This is a genomic window from Streptomyces hypolithicus, assembly GCF_052934925.1.
Window position 1 is genome coordinate 5,214,762 of record NZ_CM128811.1, and the last position, 24,611, is coordinate 5,239,372.

At 70.8% G+C, this 24,611-nt stretch carries 22 protein-coding genes, 1 tRNA gene and 1 pseudogene; 15 read left to right on the forward strand and 9 right to left on the reverse strand.

From position 1 onward, the window contains the following. Positions 1–56 precede the first annotated feature (56 nt). The 4 genes from ACU6WZ_RS24550 to ACU6WZ_RS24565 all read left to right on the forward strand — a co-directional run bounded on the left by ACU6WZ_RS24550 (position 57) and on the right by ACU6WZ_RS24565 (position 4,288). Positions 57–791, forward strand: a complete 735-nt coding sequence (locus tag ACU6WZ_RS24550; RefSeq protein ID WP_447030368.1) for a FadR/GntR family transcriptional regulator — start codon at positions 57–59, stop codon at positions 789–791. Further along, positions 788–2,248 (forward strand): amino acid permease, encoded by a 1,461-nt coding sequence (locus ACU6WZ_RS24555; protein WP_447030369.1) that lies wholly within the window; start codon positions 788–790, stop codon positions 2,246–2,248. Before ACU6WZ_RS24550 ends, ACU6WZ_RS24555 begins: the two co-directional genes overlap by 4 nt. Positions 2,249–2,570: 322 nt before the next feature. Continuing rightward, a complete protein-coding gene (locus ACU6WZ_RS24560) occupies positions 2,571–3,659 on the forward strand; it encodes an S-(hydroxymethyl)mycothiol dehydrogenase (RefSeq protein WP_447030370.1) in 1,089 nt (362 codons plus the stop codon). Next, positions 3,656–4,288: an MBL fold metallo-hydrolase gene (locus ACU6WZ_RS24565; RefSeq protein ID WP_447030371.1), complete on the forward strand. Its 633-nt coding sequence runs from the start codon at positions 3,656–3,658 to the stop codon at positions 4,286–4,288. The genes ACU6WZ_RS24560 and ACU6WZ_RS24565 overlap by 4 nt, the downstream gene beginning before the upstream one ends. An 83-nt stretch (positions 4,289–4,371) precedes the next feature. On the opposite strand, the gene ACU6WZ_RS24570 is transcribed toward ACU6WZ_RS24565, so the two are convergent. Beyond that, positions 4,372–4,459 (reverse strand) — tRNA-Leu (locus ACU6WZ_RS24570). Between the two features lie 149 nt (positions 4,460–4,608). Here ACU6WZ_RS24570 and ACU6WZ_RS24575 point away from each other — a divergent pair. The 3 genes from ACU6WZ_RS24575 to ACU6WZ_RS24585 all read left to right on the forward strand — a co-directional run bounded on the left by ACU6WZ_RS24575 (position 4,609) and on the right by ACU6WZ_RS24585 (position 7,294). Continuing rightward, complete coding sequence (locus tag ACU6WZ_RS24575; RefSeq protein WP_447030372.1) at positions 4,609–5,934, forward strand: M20/M25/M40 family metallo-hydrolase; 1,326 nt, start codon at positions 4,609–4,611, stop codon at positions 5,932–5,934. Between the two features lie 168 nt (positions 5,935–6,102). Next, positions 6,103–6,336, forward strand: coding sequence for a chaplin ChpH (gene chpH, locus ACU6WZ_RS24580; protein ID WP_447030373.1), 234 nt, complete (start codon positions 6,103–6,105; stop codon positions 6,334–6,336). Positions 6,337–6,478: 142 nt separating this feature from the next. Beyond that, positions 6,479–7,294 (forward strand): chaplin, encoded by an 816-nt coding sequence (locus tag ACU6WZ_RS24585; protein WP_447030374.1) that lies wholly within the window; start codon positions 6,479–6,481, stop codon positions 7,292–7,294. Positions 7,295–8,160: 866 nt separating this feature from the next. On the opposite strand, the gene ACU6WZ_RS24590 is transcribed toward ACU6WZ_RS24585, so the two are convergent. After that, positions 8,161–8,961: an alpha/beta fold hydrolase gene (locus ACU6WZ_RS24590; RefSeq protein ID WP_447030375.1), complete on the reverse strand. Its 801-nt coding sequence runs from the start codon at positions 8,959–8,961 to the stop codon at positions 8,161–8,163. Positions 8,962–9,094: 133 nt separating this feature from the next. Between ACU6WZ_RS24590 and ACU6WZ_RS24595 the strand changes: the two genes are divergently transcribed. Further along, the gene (locus ACU6WZ_RS24595; protein WP_447030376.1) at positions 9,095–9,688 is read left to right on the forward strand and encodes a TetR/AcrR family transcriptional regulator; all 594 of its coding nucleotides are present in this window, start codon (positions 9,095–9,097) and stop codon (positions 9,686–9,688) included. Positions 9,689–9,715: 27 nt separating this feature from the next. Here the strand turns inward: ACU6WZ_RS24595 and ACU6WZ_RS24600 are convergent. Together ACU6WZ_RS24600 and ACU6WZ_RS24605 are read right to left on the reverse strand one after the other, a co-directional pair. Beyond that, positions 9,716–10,081: pseudogene (locus ACU6WZ_RS24600) on the reverse strand (ATP-binding protein); the annotation flags it as partial. 7 nt (positions 10,082–10,088) lie between these two features. Further along, the gene (locus ACU6WZ_RS24605) at positions 10,089–10,277 is read right to left on the reverse strand and encodes a DUF5703 family protein (protein WP_018535088.1); all 189 of its coding nucleotides are present in this window, start codon (positions 10,275–10,277) and stop codon (positions 10,089–10,091) included. A 439-nt stretch (positions 10,278–10,716) separates the two neighbouring features. Here ACU6WZ_RS24605 and ACU6WZ_RS24610 point away from each other — a divergent pair, with 439 nt between their 5' ends. After that, entirely contained in the window at positions 10,717–11,388 is a 672-nt protein-coding gene (locus ACU6WZ_RS24610) for a hypothetical protein (protein ID WP_447030377.1), read from the forward strand. A gap of 27 nt (positions 11,389–11,415) precedes the next feature. On the opposite strand, the gene ACU6WZ_RS24615 is transcribed toward ACU6WZ_RS24610, so the two are convergent. Further along, entirely contained in the window at positions 11,416–13,728 is a 2,313-nt protein-coding gene (locus tag ACU6WZ_RS24615; protein WP_447030378.1) for a helix-hairpin-helix domain-containing protein, read from the reverse strand. Next, positions 13,725–14,717 carry an aldo/keto reductase gene (locus ACU6WZ_RS24620; RefSeq protein ID WP_447030379.1) on the reverse strand — a complete coding sequence of 331 codons (993 nt, stop codon included), beginning with the start codon at positions 14,715–14,717 and terminating at the stop codon, positions 13,725–13,727. Before ACU6WZ_RS24620 ends, ACU6WZ_RS24615 begins: the two co-directional genes overlap by 4 nt. Before the next feature lie 150 nt (positions 14,718–14,867). Between ACU6WZ_RS24620 and ACU6WZ_RS24625 the strand changes: the two genes are divergently transcribed. Together ACU6WZ_RS24625 and ACU6WZ_RS24630 are read left to right on the forward strand one after the other, a co-directional pair. Further along, positions 14,868–15,917, forward strand: a complete 1,050-nt coding sequence (locus ACU6WZ_RS24625; RefSeq protein ID WP_447030380.1) for an LLM class F420-dependent oxidoreductase — start codon at positions 14,868–14,870, stop codon at positions 15,915–15,917. 402 nt (positions 15,918–16,319) lie between these two features. Further along, positions 16,320–17,108 (forward strand): ferritin-like domain-containing protein, encoded by a 789-nt coding sequence (locus tag ACU6WZ_RS24630; protein ID WP_447030381.1) that lies wholly within the window; start codon positions 16,320–16,322, stop codon positions 17,106–17,108. Positions 17,109–17,147: 39 nt separating this feature from the next. On the opposite strand, the gene corA is transcribed toward ACU6WZ_RS24630, so the two are convergent. Then, entirely contained in the window at positions 17,148–18,140 is a 993-nt protein-coding gene (gene corA, locus ACU6WZ_RS24635; RefSeq protein WP_447030382.1) for a magnesium/cobalt transporter CorA, read from the reverse strand. A gap of 59 nt (positions 18,141–18,199) precedes the next feature. Here corA and ACU6WZ_RS24640 point away from each other — a divergent pair, with 59 nt between their 5' ends. From ACU6WZ_RS24640 to mshC, 4 genes are all read left to right on the forward strand, one after another. Next, positions 18,200–18,886 carry a histidine phosphatase family protein gene (locus ACU6WZ_RS24640; RefSeq protein WP_447030383.1) on the forward strand — a complete coding sequence of 229 codons (687 nt, stop codon included), beginning with the start codon at positions 18,200–18,202 and terminating at the stop codon, positions 18,884–18,886. 67 nt (positions 18,887–18,953) lie between these two features. Beyond that, positions 18,954–19,544: an Rv2134c family protein gene (locus tag ACU6WZ_RS24645; protein ID WP_447030384.1), complete on the forward strand. Its 591-nt coding sequence runs from the start codon at positions 18,954–18,956 to the stop codon at positions 19,542–19,544. Further along, a complete protein-coding gene (locus ACU6WZ_RS24650) occupies positions 19,508–20,341 on the forward strand; it encodes an Rv2133c family protein (protein ID WP_447030385.1) in 834 nt (277 codons plus the stop codon). Before ACU6WZ_RS24645 ends, ACU6WZ_RS24650 begins: the two co-directional genes overlap by 37 nt. A gap of 87 nt (positions 20,342–20,428) precedes the next feature. Continuing rightward, positions 20,429–21,658 (forward strand): cysteine--1-D-myo-inosityl 2-amino-2-deoxy-alpha-D-glucopyranoside ligase, encoded by a 1,230-nt coding sequence (gene mshC, locus ACU6WZ_RS24655; protein WP_447030386.1) that lies wholly within the window; start codon positions 20,429–20,431, stop codon positions 21,656–21,658. Positions 21,659–21,747: 89 nt separating this feature from the next. Here mshC and ACU6WZ_RS24660 read toward each other — a convergent pair whose 3' ends face one another. After that, positions 21,748–22,803, reverse strand: a complete 1,056-nt coding sequence (locus tag ACU6WZ_RS24660) for a PAC2 family protein (protein WP_447030387.1) — start codon at positions 22,801–22,803, stop codon at positions 21,748–21,750. Positions 22,804–22,990: 187 nt separating this feature from the next. Next, entirely contained in the window at positions 22,991–24,601 is a 1,611-nt protein-coding gene (locus tag ACU6WZ_RS24665; protein ID WP_447030388.1) for a glycerol-3-phosphate dehydrogenase/oxidase, read from the reverse strand. Positions 24,602–24,611 lie beyond the last annotated feature (10 nt).

Sequence of the window (24,611 nt, forward strand, 5' to 3'; positions counted from 1 at the left end):
ATCAACTTGCCGTTCACTCTTGACGCTTGCCTGTCCGACCTCCGAGCATTCACCGCATGGTCTTGTCAGACAGCCGGACAGGTGGCGGCACCCCCCGGCGCATCAGCGCGATGGAAGCCGTCCTCAGCCACCTCCGGGACGCCATCGAACGGGGCGAACTCGTCGTCGGCGAGAAGCTCCCCACGGAGGCGGAACTCGGCCGCCACTTCGAGGTCAGCCGTTCCGTCGTACGGGAGGCCCTGCGCACGCTCCAGGCGCTCGGCCTCACCGTCTCGCGGGCCGGCAAGGGGACGTACGTCGCGGCAGCCGGCCCCGACCAGAACCCCGTCTTCGGCCCGTACTCCGCCCGTGACCTGCTCGAAGTGCGACGGCATGTCGAGATCCCCATGGCGGGTTACGCTGCTGTCCGCCGTACGCCGGGTGACCTCGACCTGCTGACGGACCTGATCCAGAAGATGGAGCAGGAGCCCGACCCCACCGCCTGGGTGGCGCTGGACACGCTCTTCCACCTGAGCGTCGCCCAGGCGTCGGGCAACCCCGTCTTCCGCAAGATCATCGAAGAGATCAGGGACGCCCTGGCACGGCAGTCCACCTTCCTGAACCAACTCGGAAACCGGCGACGCCAGTCGGACCTCGAGCACCGGGCCCTCGTGGAGGCCATCGTCGGCGGGTCCGAGGGGGCGGCCGTGCAGGCGATGGCCGCTCACCTCGAACACGTCGAGAGCACGCTCCACGCGATCGTGCGGCCCGGTATCGCACACCCCCCAAATGAAGGCGAAAAAATCACATGAGTGACCGCACTCTCTCTGCGGCCCAGGCCGGTCCCACCGATCCCGTATCGACATCCCCACATGTCGACGCGGGTGACGAGGGTTACAGCAAGGACCTCAAGTCCCGCCACATCAACATGATCGCGATCGGCGGGGCGATAGGCACCGGCCTCTTCCTGGGCGCCGGCGGCCGGATGGCGGGCGCCGGCCCTTCCCTGGCCATCGCCTACGCGGTCTGCGGAGTCTTCGCCTTCTTCGTCGTCCGCGCGCTCGGCGAGCTGGTCCTCTACCGCCCCTCCTCCGGTGCCTTCGTTTCGTACGCCCGTGAGTTCATGGGGGAGAAGGGCGCCTTCGCCGCCGGCTGGCTGTACTTCCTCAACTGGTCGACGACCGCCGTGGCGGACATCACAGCGGCCGCGACCTACGCCCACTTCTGGGCCATGTTCAGCGACGTACCCCAGTGGATCCTCGCCCTCATCGCGCTGGCCGTCGTCCTCACCGCGAACCTGATCTCGGTCAAGTACTTCGGTGAGATGGAATTCTGGTTCGCGATCGTCAAGGTCGCCGCGCTCGTGGTCTTCATGGCCATCGGCATCTACCTCGTCGTCACCCAGCACCAGCTCGACGGCCACACCCCGGGCTTCTCCACCATCAGCGACGGCGGCGGCCTCTTCCCCGTCGGTATGCTGCCGATGCTCCTGGTGATCCAGGGCGTCGTCTTCGCGTACGCCTCCGTCGAGCTGTGCGGCGTCGCCGCCGGTGAGACGAAGAACCCCGAGAAGATCATGCCGAAGGCGATCAACTCGATCATGTGGCGCGTGGGCATCTTCTACGTCGGCTCGGTCGTCCTGCTCGCCCTGCTGCTGCCCTACACGTCCTACTCCGGCGACGAGAGCCCCTTCGTCACCGTGATGAACAAGCTGGGCGTCGCGGGCGCGGCCGACGTGATGAACCTCGTCGTGCTGACGGCGGCCCTCTCCAGCCTGAACTCGGGCCTGTACTCCACCGGCCGCATCCTGCGCTCCATGGCCCTGGCCGGCTCCGCACCGAAGTTCACCGGCCGGATGAACAAGGGGCAGGTGCCGTACGGCGGCATCCTGCTCACCGCGGGCTTCGGCGTCCTCGGCGTCGGGCTGAACTACGTCATGCCCGGCGAGGCCTTCGAGATCGTCCTGAACTTCGCGTCGATCGGCATCCTCGGCACCTGGGGCATGATCATGCTCTGCTCGCTGCTGTTCTGGCACCGCTCCAAGGACGGCCGGGTCACCCGCCCGGCCTACCGGCTGCCCTGGGCCCCGTACACCCAGCTCGTCACGCTGGCCTTCCTCGCCAGCGTCGTCGTCCTGATGTGGTGGGGCGGCGGCATCGGCCGCACCACCGTGTACTGCCTCCCGCTCATCGCGGCGGCCCTGGTCGGCGGCTGGTTCATGGTCCGCAAGCGGGTCGCGACGATAGCGGTGGAACGCCACCGCGCCTGACACCCCCGCTGCACCCCTCGCCGTGGAGGCTCCCCCCCCGAGCCTGCACGGCGAGGCGCGTTCCGCCCCCGCATCCAGCCCCTGGGCAGGCAATCCAGCCCCTCCGGCGTTTGAGGAGCGGGGTCCGGCTCGGAGCCCCCACGCGGCGGAGCCGCACGATGTCACAGCGGGAAGGGGCGGGCAGGGGAAAGCCCACCCCCACGTCACACCCCCCGCCCACCGGGATACCCGGATACGGTGCCAAGGAGCGGCGGCGGCGTACTCCACGTACCGACGCACTCGACCTCGACGCACCCGACGCGCGGCGGAAGGAACTTCACGCATGGCACAGCAGGTCCAAGGGGCAATCGCACCGGCCAGGAACGAGCCGGTCCGCGTGGAGACGATCATCGTCCCCGACCCCGCCCCCGGCGAGGCAGTCGTCAAGATCCAGGCGTGCGGCGTCTGCCACACCGACCTGCACTACAAGCAGGGCGCCATCAACGACGACTTCCCCTTCCTCCTCGGCCACGAGGCGGCAGGCATCGTCGAGTCCGTCGGCGACGGCGTCACCGACGTCGCCCCCGGCGACTTCGTGATCCTCAACTGGCGCGCCGTGTGCGGACAGTGCCGGGCCTGCCTGCGCGGCCGCCCCCAGTACTGCTTCGACACCCACAACGCCACCCAGAAGATGACCCTGCTCGACGGCACCGAGCTCTCCCCGGCGCTCGGCATCGGCGCCTTCGCCGAGAAGACCCTGGTCGCGGCCGGCCAGTGCACCAAGGTCGACCCCACCGTCTCACCCGCCGTCGCCGGTCTGCTCGGCTGCGGCGTCATGGCCGGCATCGGCGCCGCCATCAACACCGGCCGAGTCGGCCGCGGCGACTCCGTCGCTGTCATCGGCTGCGGCGGCGTCGGCGACGCCGCGATCGTCGGCGCGAAACTCGCCGGCGCCGCGAAGATCATCGCCGTGGACATCGACGACCGCAAGCTGGCCACCGCCCGCACCATGGGCGCCACCCACACCGTCAACTCCCGCGCCGCCGACCCCGTCGAGGCCGTCCGCGAGCTGACCGGCGGATTCGGCGCCGATGTCGTCATCGAGGCGGTGGGCCGCCCCGAAACGTACAAGCAGGCGTTCTACGCCCGTGACCTGGCCGGCACCGTCGTCCTCGTCGGCGTCCCCACCCCCGACATGCGGCTCGACCTCCCGCTCCTCGACGTATTCGGCCGCGGCGGCTCGCTCAAGTCCTCCTGGTATGGCGACTGTCTGCCCTCCCGCGACTTCCCGATGCTCGTCGACCTGCACCAACAGGGCCGTATCGACCTCGCCGCGTTCGTCACCGAGACGATCGCCCTGGACGGCATCGAGCACGCCTTCACGCGCATGCGCGAGGGCGACGTACTGCGCTCGGTGGTGGAGTTCACATGACATCCGCCCGCATCGACCACCTGGTCACCTCAGGCACCTTCTCCCTCGACGGCGGCACCTGGGACGTCGACAACAACGTCTGGATCGTCGGCGACGACAGCGAGGCCATCGTCATCGACGCGGCCCATGACGCCGACGCCATCGCCGCCGCCCTCGGCGGCCGAACGCTGCGCGCCATCGTCTGTACGCACGCCCACAACGATCACATCAACGCCGCCTCGGCCCTCGCCGCCGCCACCGGCGCCCCCGTTCTGCTGCACGCCGACGACCTTCCCCTGTGGCAGCAGACCCACCCGGACCGCACCCCCGACGGCGCGCTCACCGACGGCCAGACCCTCACCGTCGCCGGCATCACGCTCACCGTCCTGCACACCCCGGGACACGCGCCCGGCGCGGTCTGCCTCTACGCCCCCGAGCTCGGCACCGTCTTCACCGGCGACACCCTCTTCCAGGGCGGTCCCGGCGCCACCGGCCGGTCCTTCTCGCACTTCCCGACGATCGTGGACTCGATCCGCGACCGGCTGCTGACCCTGCCGCCGGACACCGAGGTACGCACCGGCCACGGCGACCCCACCAGCATCGGCGCCGAGTCCCCGCACCTTCAGGAATGGATCACCAGAGGCCACTGAGCCGCGGATGAGCCACGGGAAAACCCGGAACACGGGAAAACCCCCGGTCGACTGATCGACTGGGGGTTTTCGCTGATTCTCTCTGGTGTCCGAGGGGGGACTTGAACCCCCACGCCCGATAAAGGGCACTAGCACCTCAAGCTAGCGCGTCTGCCATTCCGCCACCCGGACAAGGTGTCTATCGTGCGGCCCTGGGCCGTTCCGACGTGGAAAACCATAGCAAACATTCGGACGCCCTGATCACACCCTCCGTTCGGGTGGCGGGAGGATGAGGGTGAGGATGAGAGCGATCACCAGCACCGCCAGTGGGAGGAAGCAGCGTGAGCGAGTCGAAAGCGGCCCGGACCGTTTCGGGCGAGGACGAGGTCGTCGATCTCTGTCGTGACCTGATCCGGATCGACACCAGCAATTACGGCGACCACTCCGGCCCGGGGGAGCGAGCCGCGGCGGAGTACATCGCGGAGCAGCTCGCCGAGGTCGGGCTCGAACCGAAGATCTTCGAGTCCCACCCGGGCCGGGCCTCGACCGTGGCCAGGATCGAGGGCGAGGACCCCTCCAGGCCGGCCCTGCTCATCCACGGGCACACCGACGTCGTTCCGGCCAACGCCGACGACTGGACGCACCACCCCTTCGCCGGGGAGATCGCGGACGGCTGCCTGTGGGGGCGGGGCGCCGTCGACATGAAGGACATGGACGCGATGACCCTCGCGGTCGTCAGGGACAGGATGCGCAGCGGCCGCAAACCCCCGCGCGACATCGTGCTGGCCTTCCTCGCCGACGAGGAGGCGGGCGGTACGTACGGGGCGCGCCATCTCGTCGACCGGCACCCCGAGCTCTTCGAGGGCGTCACGGAGGCCATCGGTGAGGTGGGCGGCTTCTCCTTCACCGTCAATGAGAACCTGCGGCTGTATCTCGTCGAGACCGCGCAGAAGGGCATGCACTGGATGCGGCTCACCGTGGACGGCACGGCAGGCCACGGCTCGATGACCAACAACGACAACGCGATCACCGAGCTGTGCGAGGCCGTCGGGCGGCTCGGGCGCCACCAGTGGCCGGTCAGGGTCACCAAGACCGTGCGGTCCTTCCTCGACGAGCTCTCGGACGCGCTCGGCACCCCGCTCGACCCGGAGGACATGGAGGCGACCCTCGCCAAGCTCGGCGGCATCGCGAAGATGATCGGCGCCACGCTCCGCAACTCCGCCGCCCCGACGATGCTCGGCGCCGGCTACAAGGTGAACGTGATCCCCGGCCAGGCGACCGCGCACGTCGACGGGCGCTTCCTGCCGGGATACGAGGAGGAGTTCCTGGCCGACCTGGACCGGATCCTCGGCCCACGCGTCCGGCGCGAGGACGTGCACGGGGACAAGGCGCTGGAGACCAGCTTCGACGGGGACCTCGTCGACGCGATGCAGGTGGCGCTGAAGGCCGAGGACCCCATCGCGCGGGCCGTCCCCTACATGCTCTCGGGCGGCACCGACGCCAAGTCCTTCGACGACCTGGGGATCCGCTGCTTCGGTTTCGCCCCCCTGAAGCTGCCGCCCGAGCTGGACTTCGCCGGCATGTTCCACGGTGTCGACGAGCGGGTGCCGGTGGACGGTCTGAAGTTCGGCGTACGGGTCCTGGACCGCTTCCTCGACCACTCCTGACAGCCTGGCCCCATGACCGACCTCACGTACCCCAAGTATTCGACTGCCTGTGCTAGTTGACTGAAACGAGTGAATGCGACCATACGGTAGTAGCCCCAGCGTTTCTCCTTCGTTACAGGGTGTGCGGTCCGCGGCTGGGATCGCATTTGCCAACAAGGAGGAAAAGTAATGATCAAGCAGGTCGTCGCTGCTGCGGCTGCCACCGGTGGTCTGATTCTGGCCGGCGCGGGTATGGCCGTTGCCGACTCGGGCGCCCAGGGTGTCGCTGCCAACTCTCCCGGCGTGCTCTCGGGCAACCTGGTCCAGGTCCCCGTCCACGTGCCGGTGAACGTATGCGGCAACACGGTCTCCGTGATCGGGCTACTGAACCCCGCCTTCGGCAACGTGTGCGTCAACAAGTGACGTTGTGCATCAACCCGTGAGGGTCTGAGCCCGGGCGACCCCGGAGTGCGCGCCATGCACTCCGGGGCCGCTGGGCTTTCGGCCCGCGGTCGCCAAACGTTCCGCGGGCATCGGTGAAGGTAAGAGCGACAAGGGAACACCAATGCGTCAGGTCACGAGGAAAAGCCTGGTCACCATGGCGGCCGCGAGCGGACTGCTGGCGATCAGCGGTAACGCGCACGCCGACTCGGGAGCCAAGGGGTCCACCACGGACTCCCCGGGCGTACTCTCCGGGAACTCCGTCCAGGCCCCCGTGCACGTCCCGGTCAACGTCTGCGGAAACACCGTCAACGTCGTGGGCGTGCTCAATCCGGCTCTGGGCAACAGCTGCGCCAACAAGTCGGCCAATCCGAAGCAGCACAAGCCGGGAGGCTCCGGCCACGGCCGGCCCGGCCACCCGGGCAACGAGGGGGGCCACCCCGGCGGCCACGGCAACTCCGGCCACCACAACGGCGGCGGCGCTCAGGCCGGCGGGCACACGAGCGATTCGCCCGGTGTCGGCTCGGGCAACAGCATCCAGGCGCCGATCCACGTACCCGTGAACGTCTGCGGGAACAGCGTGAGCGTCATCGGTCTGCTCAACCCGGTCACCGGCAACGAGTGCGCCAACGACTCCACCCCGACCCGGCCGGGCCCCGGCACAGAGGAACCTCCGGGCGAGCCGCACCACCCCGAAAAGCCGGAGGAGCCGAACACCCCGCGTACGCCGGAGAAGCCGCGTACGCCCGAGAAGCCCGGCCCCGCCGGCGAGCCGAACACCCCGAGCACCCCCGGCACCCAGACCGTCACCGAGCCCAAGGCCACCGAAGTGCTCGCGCAGACCGGCGCCGGTGTCCCGCTCGGCCTGGCGATCCCGGCAGGCGCCGGGCTGCTGCTGGGCGGCGCGATGCTGTACCGCCGGGCACGCGCATCGGCGTAAGGCAGCGACATGCGCCGACCGGGCGGGCAGAACTGGTCGGCGCGCACACTGAGCGGGCCCCGCGAATCGCCGGGCCCGCTCAGAGCTTGTTTTTGAAGGCTGGCCATGACGTCTGGCCGGTTGGATGATCGGTGTTTGTGGGGGCGCGAGGGGTGGGCCGGCGGTACTGCCGGGAGTGCGGCGATCCGCTGCCGTTGACGATGGCGGCGGAGGCGGTGTTCTGCTCGGGTCGCGGCGGTGGCGGGCGCTTGAGAGAGCGCGGCGGCGGGTGATCGCCATGCGGCGTGGTGACCTGGCGGAGTGTCCGGTGTGTGGGCGGTGCTGGACGGTGGGGGTCGAGTGGTCACGGTCGGCTCGGTACTGCTCTTCGCGGTGCCGGGTGCGGGCTTGCCGCGAACGGAAGGTGTCCCGTCTCATTCGATCTTGCCGCCCGGCGAAGCGTTGACCTGCAGAGAGACAACGTTGGTTGAGACGCCGGAGCCGCGTCGTCTCACGCGCCGGGCTTCTTGTCCATGATTCCGCACTCGGTCAGCGTCTCCGCAATGAGTTCCGGGGTCACCCACCGGGTCACCGCCCCCAGTCGCACATGATCGGATAACCCCACCCAGGGATGCATACCGAGTCCAGCGACCGCACCACCGCAGCGTCACGACGAACTGCGTGCAGAGCTCAAGCAACGGCATTGGGGTTCAGGGCCCGTCGTGAAGGTGAGATCTGACTCCACCGCGCGGGCACGGTTTCAGCTGTTGCTGGCCCCGGACACGCTCGGCTACATGTATCCGGCTACGAAGTCGGGGCTGGCCGAAATGACGCTGCCTCCTCGACCGACAGGTCGAGGAGGCAGCGCAGAGGGGGGATGCGGTTGGCTAGAGCGCGGTGAGGAAGACGCGGACCGCGGCGGCGAATCCGTCCGGGTCGCTGACGGGGATCAGGTGGTCGGCGTCCAGCTCTGCCGATACGGTGCCGGGGCGGCGTTCGACCATGGCGCGGACCTGCTCGGCCGGGATGACGCCCTTGGTGCCGTGGACCAGCAGGGCGGGGCAGGTGGTGGCCGTCCAGTCGCCCCAGTGGTCGCCGTGCACCGACTCCTCCGACTGGTACATCTCCTGAGGGTGGAAGGGCAGTCGCCAGCTGCCGTCGGGGTTCTCGCGCAGCCGGTCGGAGAAGTACGGGCCGGCCGGGCCCAGGCCCGCGATCAGGGCGTCGCGGGTGGGCGCCTGGTAGGGCAGGTCGAGCAGGAATCCGAAGGGGTTCGACCCGTCCAGGCCGAGCGCGGCCGGGCCCTCGGCGTTGACGAACGCGCTGACGCGCTCAGGGTGGCGGGCGGCGAACTGGTAGGCGTTGATGGCGCCGAGGGAGTGGCCGAGCAGTACGACGCGGTCCAGGCCCAGGTTGTCCAGGAGTGCCTGAATGTCGGAGAGGTAGCCCTCCCGTGAGTAGTCGGGGGCGCGATCGGACTCGCCCTGGCCGCGCTGGTCCGGGGCGATCAGCCGCCACTCGGGGGCAAGTGCGTGGGCGAGGCGGGCGAAGGTGGCGCCTTCGGACAGGTGTCCGTGCAGTGCGACCAGCGGGCGGCCGGTGCCGCCGAAGTCGAGGTAGGACAGTCGGCGGCCGTCGATGACCAGTTCGGCGCGGGCGGCGGTTTCGTGCGCGGCCATGTCGTTCATTGGATCGCCCTTGCTCGGTTGCGGTGGCAGGACCGTATCGAGAGGTTGCGCGTTTGCACAAGACGGGCGCCTAATTCAATTGCATAAGGCGTCCGCCTAGCGCGATCGCCCCACCACCGGATAGCATTCGGCCATGGGAAATCGCGAAGACCTGCTCGCCGGGGCCCGCCGCTGCCTGGAGGAAAAAGGGTGGGCGCGCACCACCGTCCGCGACATCACGGCCGCGTCCGGCGGCGTCAGCATGGCCGCCATCGGCTACCACTTCGGCTCCCGTGAGGCACTGCTCAACGCCGCGCTCATCGAGGCGATCGACAGGTGGGGCACGCACACCGGCCGCACCCTGGCCGCCTTCGGGGCGGGCGGGGACACGCCCGCCAAGCGGTACGAGGCGATGTGGGAACAAGTGATCGAGTCCTTCTCCACGCACCGCACCCTGTGGCTTGCCTCGATCGAGGCGCTCGCCCAGGCCGAGCATTCCGACGACCTCCGCCGCTACCTCGCAGGGGGCCAGGCCCAGGGGAGGCGGGGACTGGCGGCGGTCCTCAGCGGCGTCGAGGAGGACGCGGTCGACGACACCACCGCGCGCACGCTGGGCGCCGTCCAGATGGCCCTGCTCACCGGATTGATGACGCAGTGGCTCACTGACCCTGACCAGGCCCCCAGCGGCGCCGACGTCCTCGCTGGCCTGCGTGCGTTGGCCCGCATCCTCGGACCTGGTCAGCCCTGAAGCCACCAGCAGTTCGCTGGCCGCTTGTCAGCCAGCGGCTGCTGCTGCGGCGGCGGCGGCGGCTTGTTGTGCGGCTCGGGCCCGGGTGGAGGCGAGCCGGTAGGAGTCGGTGCCGGTCTCGATGATGTTGCCGCCGAAGGTCAGGCGGTCGACGATGGCTGCGCAGAGCCTGGGATCGGTGAACGTCTTGCTCCACCCTCCGAAGGATTCGTTGGAGGCGATGGCCACACTGTTCTTTTCCTCACGTTCCGTCAGAACCTGGAACAACAGCTTGGCTCCGCGACGATCAAGCTCCATATACCCGAGCTCATCAATACACAAAAGGTCGACGCGGCCGTAGCTGGCGATGGTCTTGGCCAGCAGTTTCTCGTCGGCGGCCTCGATCAGCTCGTTGAAGTATTCACCAGGTGGCGCGCACTTGTCGGATGATCCGCCTGCGCAGCCGCACGCGCCGGCTGCCGTCCCGGCGCAGACTCAGCCGGTCCAACTCCCAGTGCCCGTACTCGGCATGATCGGTCAGCAGACGAGTTGCCTCCTTGCGGGACACCCCGCGTGGCACGTACACGTCGACAAATTCATATTCCGGCATCGCGTCCATTGTGAGGGCAGGCGCTCGGGGGGACAACGTGCGCGCCGGGGCTTGCCGGCCGCCGGGTGCGGGCCGTTTACCGGAGCCCGTGGCGCCCGGCCCGGTGGCGCCCGGCCCCGTGGTGCTCGGCCCCGGTGAAGAGTCGCCGTCTCGTCGTCTCGTCAAAGGGTTTCGTCGTGATGAGAGTGCCGCACGGTGGCCGGAAGCAGGCGCACGCCGATCAGGTGCAGCATGGCTGGGCCGGCCTTCGTGCAATCGGTTTCACGCCCAGCCGGCGGACCGTCTCCGGGGCGACGAACCTCACGCCGGCAGGCGTGGGAGACGAGGAGAGGCGTTTTGGCAGCTCAGACGGTTGGGCGGTGGGTCACCGCAGGTCGCCTCGGCGTCGGATGCGTATCTACTGTGCGGGCAGCGCCCCAGTACGGATAGCGTCTGCACTATGTCTGATGCTGCGCAGCCCACCGCTGCCGAGGTACGCGCCGCCGCCGAGGCGGTCAAAGTCGCGCTCGACCGTCACCTCGACGCGGTCGAACGCCGCACCGGAGACGACGATCCGGCCGTCTACGACGCGTGCAACGCGCTCGCCGCGGCCGCTGAGGCGTACGACGAGCGGCTCTACGACAGGTACGACGAGGTCACGCCGTTCGAGATCCCGGGCTCCGACGACTCCCTCCCGCCGTACACCGGGCCCGAGGAGCCCAAGGCGGTGAGCGTTCTCATTCGCCGCGACTACGAGGTGCGGCAGACGCAGCGGCTGCTCGCCCAGGCCCAGCGCATCGCTGATCTCGACCCGGACGTCGACGTGTCGGTGCCGGACACCGGCGAGCGCTCCGGTACGGCGGCGATCGTCGGGGGCAGCGTCCACGCCGCGCTGGGCGTGCTCTTCGGTGAGTACGAACCGGATGAAATCGCCTCCCGGCACAAGGAGTTCGGCTTGGAGGAGGGTGACTCCACCCTGTGGGTCGCCGCCGCCGACGACCTGCCGGAGCCGGGGGAGTGGCTGAACAATCCCTTCGAGTCGGCCGATCCGCAGAGCGTCGTGTGCCGTTTCGACGTCAGCTCTGTCTTCGACGACGAGATCGACGACGCCGACGGGTCTGAGCAGGCCTGAGCGCCGCCCCCTGCCGCCGGCCGCCCCTCAGGGGGCGTCCGGTTCGGCGGGCTGCTCCGGCGGGGGCTGGAGCAAGGTGCGCAGGCGGGTGGTGCGGGGGCGGTCCGGGATCTCCGCGACGGCGCGGGGCAGCGCCTGGTCCACGCCCTGCACCACCGACAGGTGGCGCTCCCCCCGGCTGAACGCGGTGTAGATCCACGGGCGGCTCAGTGCCGGGGCGGCGTCGCCCGGCAGCACGACCACCACCGCGGGCCAGCGCATACCGGCCGCCTGGTGCGCGGTGAGCGCCCAGGCGTGCCGCACCGCCGTCTCCACCCGGTCCTGGGGCACCACGACGGGCGTGCCCTCGCAGTCGAGGTGCAGGCCGTCGGCGTCCGCCGAGACGACCGCGCCGGGCAGGGTCCTGCCGGGCGCCGGGATGTACGCGACCCTGTCTCCCGGGTCGAAGCCGCCGAACCGGCCGGGGCCCGGGTTGAACCGCTGCTTGAGCGCCGCGTTGAGGGCGCGGGTGCCCGCCGAGCCGCCGTGGCCCGGCGTGATCACCTGGGTCTGAGCGGGAGTGACCCCGAAGGCGCGCGGAACCGAGTCGGCGACCAGCTGGACGCTGCGGTGCACGGCCTCGCCGGCGTCCCGGACCGGGACGATCACCACCTCCTTGCCGGGTGCCTCCACCTGGTTCAGCTCACCGATGCCGATGCCGGAGACCAGCTCGCCGATCGGTCCGGGGTCGGGCGTACGGGAGACGATGTGCGGGCACGTGCGAGCTGCCAGCAGGTCCGCGAACACCCGGCCTGCGCCGGCCGACGGCAGCACGCCGGGGTCGCCGCTGAGGACCAGCCGGGTGCCGTCCGCCAAGGACTCGACGAGAACGGCTGCGGCCTCCACGTCGAGCTGCGGCGCGTCCAGCACCACCAGCAGGTCGAGGGCGAGCGCGCCCTCCTCGTCGCGGCCCGGGCCCTCGGTCCCGGCGAGCAGGCCCGCCACGCTGAGTGCGGCCGCGGGTTCGCCGATGGCGGCGGCCAGGCGCAGGCGGCCGTCGGTGCTGTGCGCGGCGGCGTACGCCCGCAGGCCGAGTCCGCGTGCGGCGGCGGTCAGCGCGGCCGGTTCGGCGCGTGCGGCCTCGCCGCCGCTGTGGGCGACCAGGCCGTTCGCCGCGACCGCGCGCGTGAGTTCGGCGGCAGAAGGGGAGAGGCCGTCGGTTGTCCATTCCGCGCCCGCCTCGGCGTGCTCCTGGGTGAAGGTGCCGGCCAGCCGGGCGAGGGCGTCCGCGAGGCCCTCCTCGGCGAGCGCGTACCGCTCCAGACCGAGCAGGAACGGCACCGGTTCGGTGCCGGCAGCGTCCCCGGCGTCCGCCACGCCCTCGCCGTCCGGCACGCTCTCCTCGTCCGCCAAGCCCTCGCCGTCCTGGAAGACCAGTGCCACTCCCTCGGCGATCGCGTGCTGCACGGCCTCGTCCGGGTCGGGCACCTTGTGTTCGGCCAGCGCCTCGCGGACGGCGTCCGACGCCAGTGCGGTGTGCCCTTGGAGCGCCGCCCGCTCCAGCAGCCGGCCGACGAGGGCCGCCGTCCGGCGCTCGTCGCCCGGGCCGGCCTCGGCGCCGAGCAGGGCGCGGGCGAACCCGTCGGCCTGTTCGATCCGTACTCCCGCTACGGACAGCAGCTGCCACGGGTCGTCGCGCAGCACCTGCCCGGCGTGCTCCCCGAGCACGGCCGCGACCTGGGCGGCCAGCGCTTCCGGCGCCCCGCCCTCGGCCAGTACGGCGCGCACGGACGCCACGGCCTGCGGTGCGGCTGCCACGGGTTGTCGCGCAGCCCGAACCGGCGCGGTGGCGGCGGGGGCCGCTGTGCGGCGCGGCTCGGGCGCCGGGGACGCGAAGAGCGAGGCCGACGCCTTCTCGCCGCTCTCCACGGCGCGTACCGCCGCGAGCAGATCGGCGGCCTGCCCGCTCAGCTTGGCACCGGCTTCGACGGGTGCGGTCTGCTCCGCCTTGCGCTGCGCGATCCGCTCCCGCAGGGCCCGCTGCGCGGCCAACTCGGCCTCGGCCTCGGACAGCTGCGCTCCGGCGCCGCCCGGGGCCGCGTCGGCGTCCCCCGCGGCGTCCGGGCCGGCCACGGCGTCGCCGTCGTCCCCGGGGAGCGAGAGCTCTTCGGCGTCAGCACCGCCGTCGTCCGCACCTTCGCCGTCCTCCGTCGAGGCGGCCGGCGTGTTCGCCGAGCCGTCGCCCGTGCCGGGCGAACGCTCTTCGGTTCCGGTGGTGTCGTGCGGCGGGGCCGCAGGTCCGGTGGTGGCGGGGTCTTCGGCCGGGGGGCCGGGGGTTGCCCCCTCGGGAAGCGCGGTCACAGCGTGCTCCAGTCCTGATCGGGATAGCGGTGCACCGGCGCCGACACGTCGTCGAGCGCCTGGCAGATCTCGTCTGGAAGACTAAGCGCCTCCACTGACAACGCCGCCGCGAGTTGCCGCGCGTTGCGCGGGCCCGCGATCGGCGCCACCACACCCGGCCGGTCACGGACCCAGGCCAGAGCCACCTGAAGGGCCGTCGTGGCGAGGCCGTCCGCCGCCGTGGCGACCGCGTCCACGATGCGGCGGGCCGCGTCGTCCAGGTACGGCGCGACGAACCCCGACATGGGGTCCGACCCGCCGCGCGAGTCCGGCGGGACGCTGCGGCGGTACTTGCCCGTGAGTACGCCCCGGCCGAGCGGCGACGCAGGGAGCATCCCGACACCCAGATCCAGCGCGGCCGGCAGCACCTCCCGCTCCACGCCGCGCTGGAGCAGCGAGTACTCCATCTGGGTGCTGGCCAGGCGGGTGCGTACACCCGGCGCCGCGAGCTGCCAGGTCGCCGCCTTCGCCAGCTGCCAGCCGGAGAAGTCGGACACTCCGGCGTACCGCGCCCGCCCGCTGCCGACCGCGATGTCCAGCGCCTGGAGCGTCTCGTCGAGCGGCGTCGCGGGGTCGAAGGCGTGCACCTGCCACAGGTCCACGTAGTCCGTGCCGAGCCGCTCCAGCGAGGCGTCGAGCGCGGCCAGCAGATGCCCCCCCGACCCGTCGAAGCGCCGGTCGGGGTCGGGCACGCTGCCCGCCTTGGTGGCGATGACCAGGTCGCGGCGTGGCACGAGCCGCTCCACGAGCTGCCCCAGCACGTACTCCGCGTCCCCGTCGCCGTACACGTCCGCGGTGTCGACGAGGGTGCCGCCCGCGTCCCAGAAGGCCTTCAACAGGCCGGCTGTGACACGGGCGGCACGCTCGTCGATGCCCCGGCCCCATGTGAGGGTGCCGAGCCCGATCCGGGACACACGCAGGCCCGTACGGCCGAGATGCCTCTGCTCCATGGGCGCTGAGATTACTGGCCCTGGGCGTTCCGGCAGGAGACCTTGTGGATAACTTGCGGGCGGGACCAGCGGCTCGCCCCTGACGGATCGGCCCCCCGCGCGCTAGAGTCCCCGGCACGCGAACGTTACTGATCAGTAAGGAGTGTGGTCATGCGGCTCGGCATCAACCTCGGTTACTGGGGTGCGGGAATGGACGGCGACAATCTGGCCGTCGCCCAGGAAGCGGACCGGCTCGGCTACGACGTGTGCTGGGCCGCCGAGGCGTACGGCTCGGACGGCGCCACCGTCCTGTCCTGGGTCGCCGCCCAGACCGAACGCATCGACGTGGGCTCCGCGATCTTCCAGATCCCGGCCCGTGCCCCCGCCATGACCGCGATGACCGCCGCCACCCTGGACTCGCTCTCGGGCGGCCGGTTCCGGCTGGGCCTCGGCGTATCGGGGCCGCAGGTCTCGGAGGGCTGGTACGGCGTGAAGTTCGACAAACCGCTGACCCGCACCCGCGAGTACGTCGAGATCGTCCGCAAGGCGATGACCCGCGAGCGCCTGTCGTACGAGGGCCGGCACTGGACGCTGCCGCTGCCCGACGGCCCCGGCAAGCCGCTGAAGCTCACGGTCCACCCGCAGCGCGAGCACATTCCGCTGTACATCGCCGCCATCGGCCCCAAGAACCTTGAGCAGACCGGCGAGATCGCCGACGGCGCCCTGCTGATCTTCCCGTCGGCCGACCACCTTGAGGACACGGCGATCCGGCACCTCCGCGCCGGCCGCGAGAAGGCCGGCAAGACGATGGACGGCTTCGACGTCTGCCCGACCCTGCCGCTCGCCCTCGGCGAGGACGTGCACGCCCTGGCCGACGTGTTCCGCCCGTACACCGCGCTGTACGTCGGAGGCATGGGCAGCCGCAAGCAGAACTTCTACAACCAGCTCGCCCAGCGCATGGGCTACGAGAAGGAAGCCGCCGAGATCCAGGACAAGTACCTGTCCGGCGACAAGACGGGCGCCGCCGCCGCGATCCCGCACCAGTTGATCGACCAGACCACGCTGCTCGGTTCCGTGGAGCGCATCGCCGACCGGATGCAGGCATATGCGGCGGCCGGGGTGACCACGCTGACACTGGCTCCTGCGGGCTTCACGCTGGACGAGCGGATCACCGCCCTGCGCGCCGGCACGGAAGCGCTGGAGCGCGCCGGCCTGGCTTAAGGGGGGTGTCTGACGATTCCCCGCGGCGTCGCGACGCCCGGCACGCACGCTCGCAGCGTTGCCGAAAAGCCCTGGTAGCTCCGCTACGAGGACTGTCCGGCGCCTTGCGATCGCACGCACCGGACGCCGCTCCTTGACCCACGGGGAATTGTCAGACACCCCCTAGGGCTCAGGGCGGCTCAGGGGATGGAGCGCGGAGAGTTCTGCGGCCGTGGTGGGGGCTCGGGGGGTCTTCCCCGCCACGGCCGTCATGCAGAACAACGCGCCACACCCCGGTCGGTTACGCGCCCGTACCCCCCCGGGGGTTCATTCGTCCGGCCGAGTTGACCCCCGCAACTGTTGCCTGGTGTCCCGTACCGCTCTTGACTTGGTCTTTGCGGACGTCCTACGGAGGTGCCAGCGATGCTCTCTGCCCGAAGTCTCTTCCAGGAGATCCTCGACAACGACGACTCCTTTCAGCTCTTCTGCTCCATCGCCGCGAGCGGTGAGGCCCAGGGCGGCTGGGAGAACGGGCGGATCGCCGCCCTGGTGCCCGCGAGCATGCGGACGCTGGCGCCGAGGATCACCCGGCACGGTGCCGACGAGGACAAGCACGGCCGGCTCTTCAACGCGATGCTGCACAAACGCGGACTCGAACCGGTCGCCGTCCCGCCCGAGACCGACTACACGATGCTGCTCGAACAGCGCGGCATCGGCCTCGCCCACGACAAGCTGCGCCGTGACGAGCCGCTGACCGAGCACGACATCCTCGTCTACCTCGCGCACAGCCGGGTGACCGAGCAGCGCGCGGCCGATCAGATGGACATGCTGGTCACGTACTTCGGCGACCATCCCGAAGCGGGCAAACCGATACGCATGATCTGCCACGACGAGGAGAATCACCTCGCGTACTGCCATGAGGAGCTGCTCCGGCTCGCCCGCGCCGGACACGGCCGGACGATGCAGCGCGTCCTGCGCGAGTGCGTCGTAGTCGAGTGCGGCGTCTACCGGGACGTCAGTCTCGCCGTCATGGGACACATGGGGCGCATCCTGAAGTGGCCGAAGCCCAAGGCGGCGGCGCTGCGGGCCGGCATCCAGGCGATGTACGCCTACGAGCGCGCCGGCGGCTGGCGCCGCATGGTGTCCCTCACGATGCCGGAGCGGCGCGACGCGCTGGGCGGCCCCGCCACACCGGCGGCCGGACTCGTCTGAAAGGCTCCTGGCTACAGGCCCCGGGACCGGCGCCCGCCCTCAGAGCCAGCCGCGCTGCTTGAACGTGCGGTACAGGGTTATCTCGCACAGCACCATCACGCCGATCACCGCCGGATACGCCCACGCCCAGGTCAGCTCCGGCATGTGCTCGAAGTTCATGCCGTAGATCCCCGCGACCATCGTCGGTACCGCCGCCATGGCGGCCCAGGCCGAGATCTTCCGCATGTCGTCGTTCTGCCGCACACTCATCTGCGCGAGATGCGCGGACAGGATGTCCGACAGCAACCGGTCGAGCCCCTCCGCCTGCTCATTGACCCGTGTCAGGTGGTCGCTCACATCCCGGAAGAACGGCTGCGCGTGCTCGTCGACGAAGGGCAGGCCGGGGCTGGACAGCCGCGTCATCGGCTGGATCAGTGGACCGGTCGCCCGCCGAAATTCGAGCACCTGGCGCTTGAACGTGTAGATTCGCGCCGCACTGTTCTTCGCATCGCCCCCGTCGGGTACGAAGACCTCCGTCTCCAGCTCCTCCAAGTCGGTCTGGAGTTCCGCGCCGACTTCTATGTAGTGGTCGACGACGTCGTCGCTCACCGCGTACAGCACGGACGTCGGCCCGTGCCGCAGCACATCCGGATCGGCTTCCAGACGGTCGCGTACGGCGGCCAGCGGAGCGCCCTCGCCGTGCCGCACCGTCACCACGAACGAGTCGCCCACGAAGACCATCAGCTCACCGGACGTCACGGTGTCGCTCTCCGGCTCGTAGAGGACGGGTTTGAACACCGCGAAGAGTGAGTCGTCGTACACCTCCAGTTTCGGCCGTTGATGCGCAGACAAGGCGTCCTCCACGGCCAGCGGATGCAGGGCGAACTCGCTGCTCACAAGGTCGAACTCCTCCTCCGTTGGTTCATGCAGCCCGATCCACAAGAAGGCGTCCCCAGTGGCGCGCGCCTGCGAGAGCGCGTCGGAGAAGTCCGAAGGGCCCTCGGTGCGGCGCCCTTCGCGGTAAATGGCACAGTCGACAATCACGGCAGGCATTCTTCCCCGCATCGGGCGGGGAACGCACCGCGGCCCACGATCGCTCTACGCTGGCGCCCATGGCAACGCTGATACTCGTACGTCACGGACGCTCCACCGCCAACACCGCCGGGCTCCTCGCCGGCTGGACGCCGGGGGTCTCGCTCGACGAGCGGGGCGCGGCCCAGGCGGCCGCCCTGCCCGGCCGGCTCGCCGGGCTGCCGCTGGCCGCCGCCGTCTCCAGCCCGCTCGACCGCTGCCGCGAGACCCTCAGGCCGCTGCTCGACGAACGGCCCTCGCTCCCGCTGCACACCGACGACCGGATCGGTGAGTGCCACTACGGCGACTGGTCGGGCCGCAAACTCGCGGAGCTGTCCGACGAACCGCTGATGGCGGCCGTACAGCAGCACCCCTCGTCCGTCGCCTTCCCCGGCGGCGAGTCGATGCGGGCCATGCAGGCCCGTGCGGTCGAAGCGGTACGGGACTGGAACGCGCGCATCGAGGCCGAGCACGGCGAGGACGCCCTCTACGCGATGTGCTCGCACGGCGACATCATCAAGTCGATCGTCGCCGACGCCCTCGGCCTCCACCTCGACCTCTTCCAGCGCATCCACGTCGACCCCTGCTCCGTCACCGCCATCCGCTACACCGGACTGCGCCCCTTTCTCCTGCGGCTCGGAGACACCGGGGACTTCACCGCGCTCGCCCCCCGGGAGAACGGCAAGAGCGGGGACGCGGCCGTAGGGGGCGGCGCAGGCGCACCGTGATCGCCGGGCGCAGTAGGGTGGACGCGCCCAAGACCGCGCGTACAGACGATTTCAAGGGAGACAGGACGTGTCCCGTCAGGTATTCCTCTACGACCCACCGGACCGCTTTGTGGCCGGCACGGTCGGGCTGCCTGGGCGCCGTACGTTCTTCCTGCAGGCATCCGCGTCCGGCCGCGTCACCAGCGTCGCCCTGGAGAAGACCCAGGTCACCGCGCTCGCCGAGCGGATCGACGAACTGCTCGACGAAGTAGTACGCCGCACCGGCGGGAACGCCCCTGTTCCGGCCATGGCCCCTTCCGATGTCGCCGACAGCGCGCCGCTGGACGCCCCCGTCGAGGAGGAGTTCCGCGTCGGCACGATGGCGCTGGCCTGGGACGGCGAGGAACAACGCATGATCGTCGAGGCGCAGGCGCTCGTCGAGCTGGACGTGGAGACCGAAGAGGACCTCGCCGAGGCCGAGGAACGCCTCCTCCAGGACGAGGAGAACGGGCCGCCCATGCTGCGGGTCCGCCTCAGCGGCGCCCAGGCCAGGGCCTTCGCCAAGCGTGCCCTGGACGTCGTCAACGCGGGCCGGCCGCCGTGCCCCCTGTGCAGCCTGCCGCTCGACCCGGAGGGACACGTATGCCCGCGCCAGAACGGATACCGCCGGGGAGCGTGAGCCCCTCGCACGACCTCCTCACCGTGCTGGCGAAGGGGCAGCTCACGGTGCGCGGACGCGTCCAGGAGGCGTCCAACGCGGTGCTGTACTGCGCCGTCGAGTACGAAGGCGTGTCGGCGTCCTGCGTGTACAAGCCCGTCGCGGGCGAGCGGCCGCTGTGGGACTTCCCCGACGGCACACTCGCGCAGCGCGAGGTGGCGGCGTACGAGATCTCCGAGGCGACCGGGTGGGGCCTCGTCCCGCCGACGGTCTTGCGCGACGGACCCTACGGCGAAGGCATGTGCCAGCTGTGGATCGAGACGCCTTCCGAGGACGGCGCCCTGCTGGCCCTCGTGGAGGACGAGGAACCGGGGGAGGGGTGGAAGCCGATCGCCCTCGCGGAGGTCGGCGAGGGCCGCACCGCCCTACTCGTACACGCGGACGACCAGCGGCTGCGCCGACTGGCCGTCCTGGACGCGGTCATCAACAACGCCGACCGCAAGGGCGGCCATCTGCTGCCTGCCGCCGACGGCAGGCTCTACGGCATCGACCACGGCGTCACGTTCAACGCCGAGGACAAGCTGCGCACGCTGCTGTGGGGCTGGGCGGGGGAGGAGCTGACGGCCGAGGCCGTGGAGGTGCTGGACCGGCTCGCTGGGGAACTCGCCGCCGGACGGCCGCTCGCCACGCGTCTGGCCGAACTGATCACTGTGGGCGAGGCGGACGCGCTGCGGGCGCGGGTGGCGGCGCTGCGTGCGGCGGGTCGCCATCCGGAGCCGTCCGGAGAGTGGCCGGCCATTCCCTGGCCGCCGGTCTAGGGCCGCGACCGGCGACAGCGCCCTGCGGGCGGCCCCGATTCCGTATCCGGTTCGTATCCGGAAGGTCCGTCCGGTTACGCTCAACCCATGCATGCCTGGCCCGCTTCTGAGGTCCCCGCCCTGCCCGGCAAGGGCCGCGACCTCCAGATCCACGACACCGCGACCAGTGGGTTGATCACCCTCGACCCCGGTCCCGTCGCCCGTATCTATGTCTGCGGCATCACGCCGTACGACGCCACCCACATGGGGCACGCGGCGACCTACAACGCGTTCGACCTCGTGCAGCGCGTGTGGCTCGACACCAAGCGGCAGGTTCATTACGTCCAGAACGTCACGGACGTGGACGATCCGCTGCTGGAACGGGCGATCCGCGACGGACACGACTGGACCGAGCTCGCGGAGCGCGAAACCGCCCTGTTCCGCGAGGACATGACCGCCCTGCGGATGCTCCCGCCGCAGCACTACATCGGCGCCGTCGAGGCGATACCCGGCATCGTGCCGCTCGTCGAGCGGCTGCGGGACAACGGGGCGGCGTACGAACTCGAAGGAGACGTGTACTTCTCCGTCGAGGCCGACCCGCACTTCGGCGAGGTCTCCGGCCTCGACGCCGAAACGATGCGGCTGCTGTCCGCCGAGCGCGGCGGTGACCCCGAGCGCCCCGGCAAGAAGAACCCGCTCGACCCGATGCTGTGGATGGCCGCCCGCGAGGGCGAGCCGAGCTGGGACGGCGCCTCGCTGGGCCGCGGCCGGCCCGGCTGGCACATCGAATGCGTGGCCATCGCCCTGGACCACCTGGGCATGGGCTTCGACGTGCAGGGCGGCGGCTCCGACCTCGCCTTCCCGCACCACGAGATGGGCGCCTCGCACGCACAGGCACTGACCGGCGAGCACCCGTTCGCCAAGGCCTACGTGCACGCCGGAATGGTCGCCCTGGACGGCGAGAAGATGTCGAAGTCGCGGGGCAACCTTGTCTTCGTGTCCAAGCTGCGCCAGGCCGGCGTGGATCCGGCCGCGATCCGTCTGACGCTGCTCGCGCACCACTACCGGTCCGACTGGGAGTGGGCGGACCAGGTACTCGAAGACGCCCTGGAGCGGCTCGGACGCTGGCGCGCGGCCGTTTCCCGGCCCGACGGGCCGTCCGCCGACGCCCTGATCGAGGAGATCCGTGCGGCGCTCGCCCACGACCTCGACGCCCCGGCCGCCCTCGCCGCCGTGGACCGCTGGGCCGCACTCCAGGCCGCTGACGGCGGTACGGACGAGGGCGCTCCCGGTGTGGTCTCGCGCGCCGTCGACGCGCTGCTGGGCGTGGCTCTCTAGGACTGTCCGCCGACCGGCACACCGTCACCGCCCCAGGCCCCCCTCTCTGTGATGAGGGGGGCCTGGGGCGGTGACGGTTGCTGATCCTGTTACCGGTCCTCGGAGCCTTCCGGGCTGCCGTCGTCGTCGGTCCCGTCCGCGTCCGCGTCGGCGGCGTGCGGCCCCGGCGTGGGCCCGGAGCCGGAGCCGGACCCGGGTTCCGCGCGCGGCGGCCGCGGCTTCGGGCGGCCGCTGGAGCTGTCGCGCAGGTACGTACCCGGGCCCTCGCTGCCGTCCGTGGCATGCCCCGGCCCGGCGCCCGGGCCCCCGTCGCGCCGGCGCAAGTACCGCTCGAACTCGCGGGCGATGGCCTCGCCGGTCGCCTCGGGAAGCTCCGCGGTGTCGCGCGCCTCCTCCAGTGACTGCACGTACTCCGCCACCTCGCTGTCCTCCGCGGCCAGTTGGTCCACGCCGACCTGCCAGGCCCGTGCGTCCTCGGGGAGTTCGCCGAGCGGGATGCGCAGGTCGATGAGGTCTTCGAGGCGGTTGAGGAGCGCCAGCGTCGCCTTCGGGTTCGGCGGCTGCGAGACATAGTGCGGCACGGCCGCCCACAGGCTCACCGCCGGGACACCCGCGTGCGTACAGGCCTCCTGGAGGATGCCGACGATGCCCGTCGGGCCTTCGTACCGGGTCTCCTCCAGGTCCATGGTCCTGGCCAGATCCGCGTCGGACGTCACGCCGCTGACCGGAACGGGCCGGGTGTGCGGGGTGTCGCCGAGCAGCGCGCCCAGGATCACGATCATCTCCACGCCCAGTTCGTGGGCGAAGCCGAGGATCTCGTTGCAGTACGAACGCCAGCGCATCGACGGCTCGATGCCGCGGACCAGGACCAGGTCACGGGGCTTGGCGCCGCCGATCCGCACCACCGAGAGCCGGGTCGTGGGCCAGGTGATCTTGCGCACCCCGCCCTCCAGGAACACGGTGGGCCGGTTGACCTGGAAATCGTAGTAGTCCTCGGCGTCGAGCGCCGCGAAGACTTCGCCCTTGTACTCCCGGTCCAGGTGCGCGACCGCGGTGGAGGCGGCGTCGCCGGCGTCGTTCCATCCCTCGAACGCGGCCACCATGACCGGGTCAATCAGCTCGGGTACGCCCTCGAGCTCGATCACCCAGTGCCTCCTTCCGAAGTTCCCTTGTGCACGCATCAACCTTACGGTGTCCAGCAGGTCCCGCCGCAGCCCCGGGTCACGCCGAGGTGAACAAAACCTGTCCCATGCCGGGCGGGACGGCGAACACCGCAACCCCCGCAAGAGATGCGGGGGTTGCGGCGCTGGTGTCACGTAACGCCTGTGGTGTTCAGGCCTTCCTGCCGAGCACGTCCTCGACCCTGGCGCGGACATCGTCGGTGGCCAGGCCCCGGATCGTCAGCGTCGTACGCCGGCGCAGCACGTCGTCCGCCGTCTCGGCCCACTCGTGGTCGCGGGCGTACACGACCTGCGCCCAGATCTCCGGCGCGTCCGGGTGGACGCGCTCGGCCAGCGCCGGGTCGTCCTCGGCCAGGCGCGCGATGTCGAAGGACAGCGAGCCGTAGTGCGTGGCGAGGTGGCGGGCGGTGTCGGCGGACATCCGCGGACCCGGCGTACCGCCGCCGACGAGCAGCCGGTGCGCGACCGCGTTCGGGTTGGAGATGCCCGGCAGCGGCAGCTTCTTCGGCAGGCGCGAGATCGGCTCCATGTCCTCGCCCAACGGGTGGCCGGGCAGGGCGGCGAGCTTGTTCATCACGGTGCGGCCGATGTGACGGAACGTCGTCCACTTGCCGCCGGCAACCGACAGCATCCCGCCGCGGCCCTCGGTGACCACCGTCTCGCGCTTGGCCTTCGAGGTGTCGCCGGGACCGCCGGGCAGCACCCGGAGCCCTGCGAAGGAGTAGGTGATCAGATCGCGGGACAGCTGCTGGTCGCGGATCGAGAAGGCCGCCTCGTCGAGGATCTGGGATATGTCCTTCTCGGTGACGGCGACGTCGCCCGGGTCGCCCTCGTACTCTTCGTCGGTCGTACCCAGCAGAAGCTGGTCCTCCCACGGCAGCGCGAAGGTGATGCGGTACTTGTCGATCGGCGTGGCCAGCGCGGCCCGCCAGGGGGCGGTGCGCTTGAGGACCAGGTGCGCGCCCTTGGACAGCCGGATGGAGGGGGCCGCGTCCGGGTTCTCCATTGTGCGCAGGCGATCGACCCACGGCCCGGTCGCGTTGAGCACGAGACGGGCGGTGACGCCGAACTCGGTGCCGTCCATGCGGTCCTTGAGCTCCGCGCCCGTGACCCGGCCGTTCGTGAAGCGCAGCCCGGTGACCTCGGCGTGGTTGAGGACGGCGGCGCCCGAGTCGACGGCGGCGCGCACCGTCATCAGGGCCATGCGGGAGTCGTTCATCTGGTCGTCGCCGTACACGGCCACGGCCTTGAGGTCGTCCGTACGCAGCTCCGGCACCGCACGCGCCGCCTTCGCGGGGCTGATGACGTGTCCGACGCCGTCCCCGAAGGCGGACAGCGCGGAGTAGGCGAAGACGCCGGCGCCGAGCTTGGCCGCGCCGTGCGGGCCGCCCTTGTAGACGGGCAGGTAGAAGGTCAGCGGGTTCGCCAGGTGCGGCGCGACGTCCCGCGAGACGGCGCGGCGCTCGAAGTGGTTCTCCGCCACCAGCTTGACCGCGCCGGTCTGCAGGTAGCGCAGTCCGCCGTGGAGCAGCTTGGAGGAGGCGGAGGAGGTGGCGCCGGCGAAGTCACCGGCGTCCACCAGGGCCACCCGCAGCCCGGACTGTGCGGCGTGCCAGGCGGTGGAGATGCCCAGGATGCCGCCGCCGATCACCAGGAGGTCGTACGTCGCCTTGGAAAGCTGTTCCCGGGTCTCGGCGCGGCTCGTGGCGCAGCCGCCAGCCGGGTGCGTCCCGAGGGCCGGGACGCTCTGCAGGGTGGTCATGATTACTCCT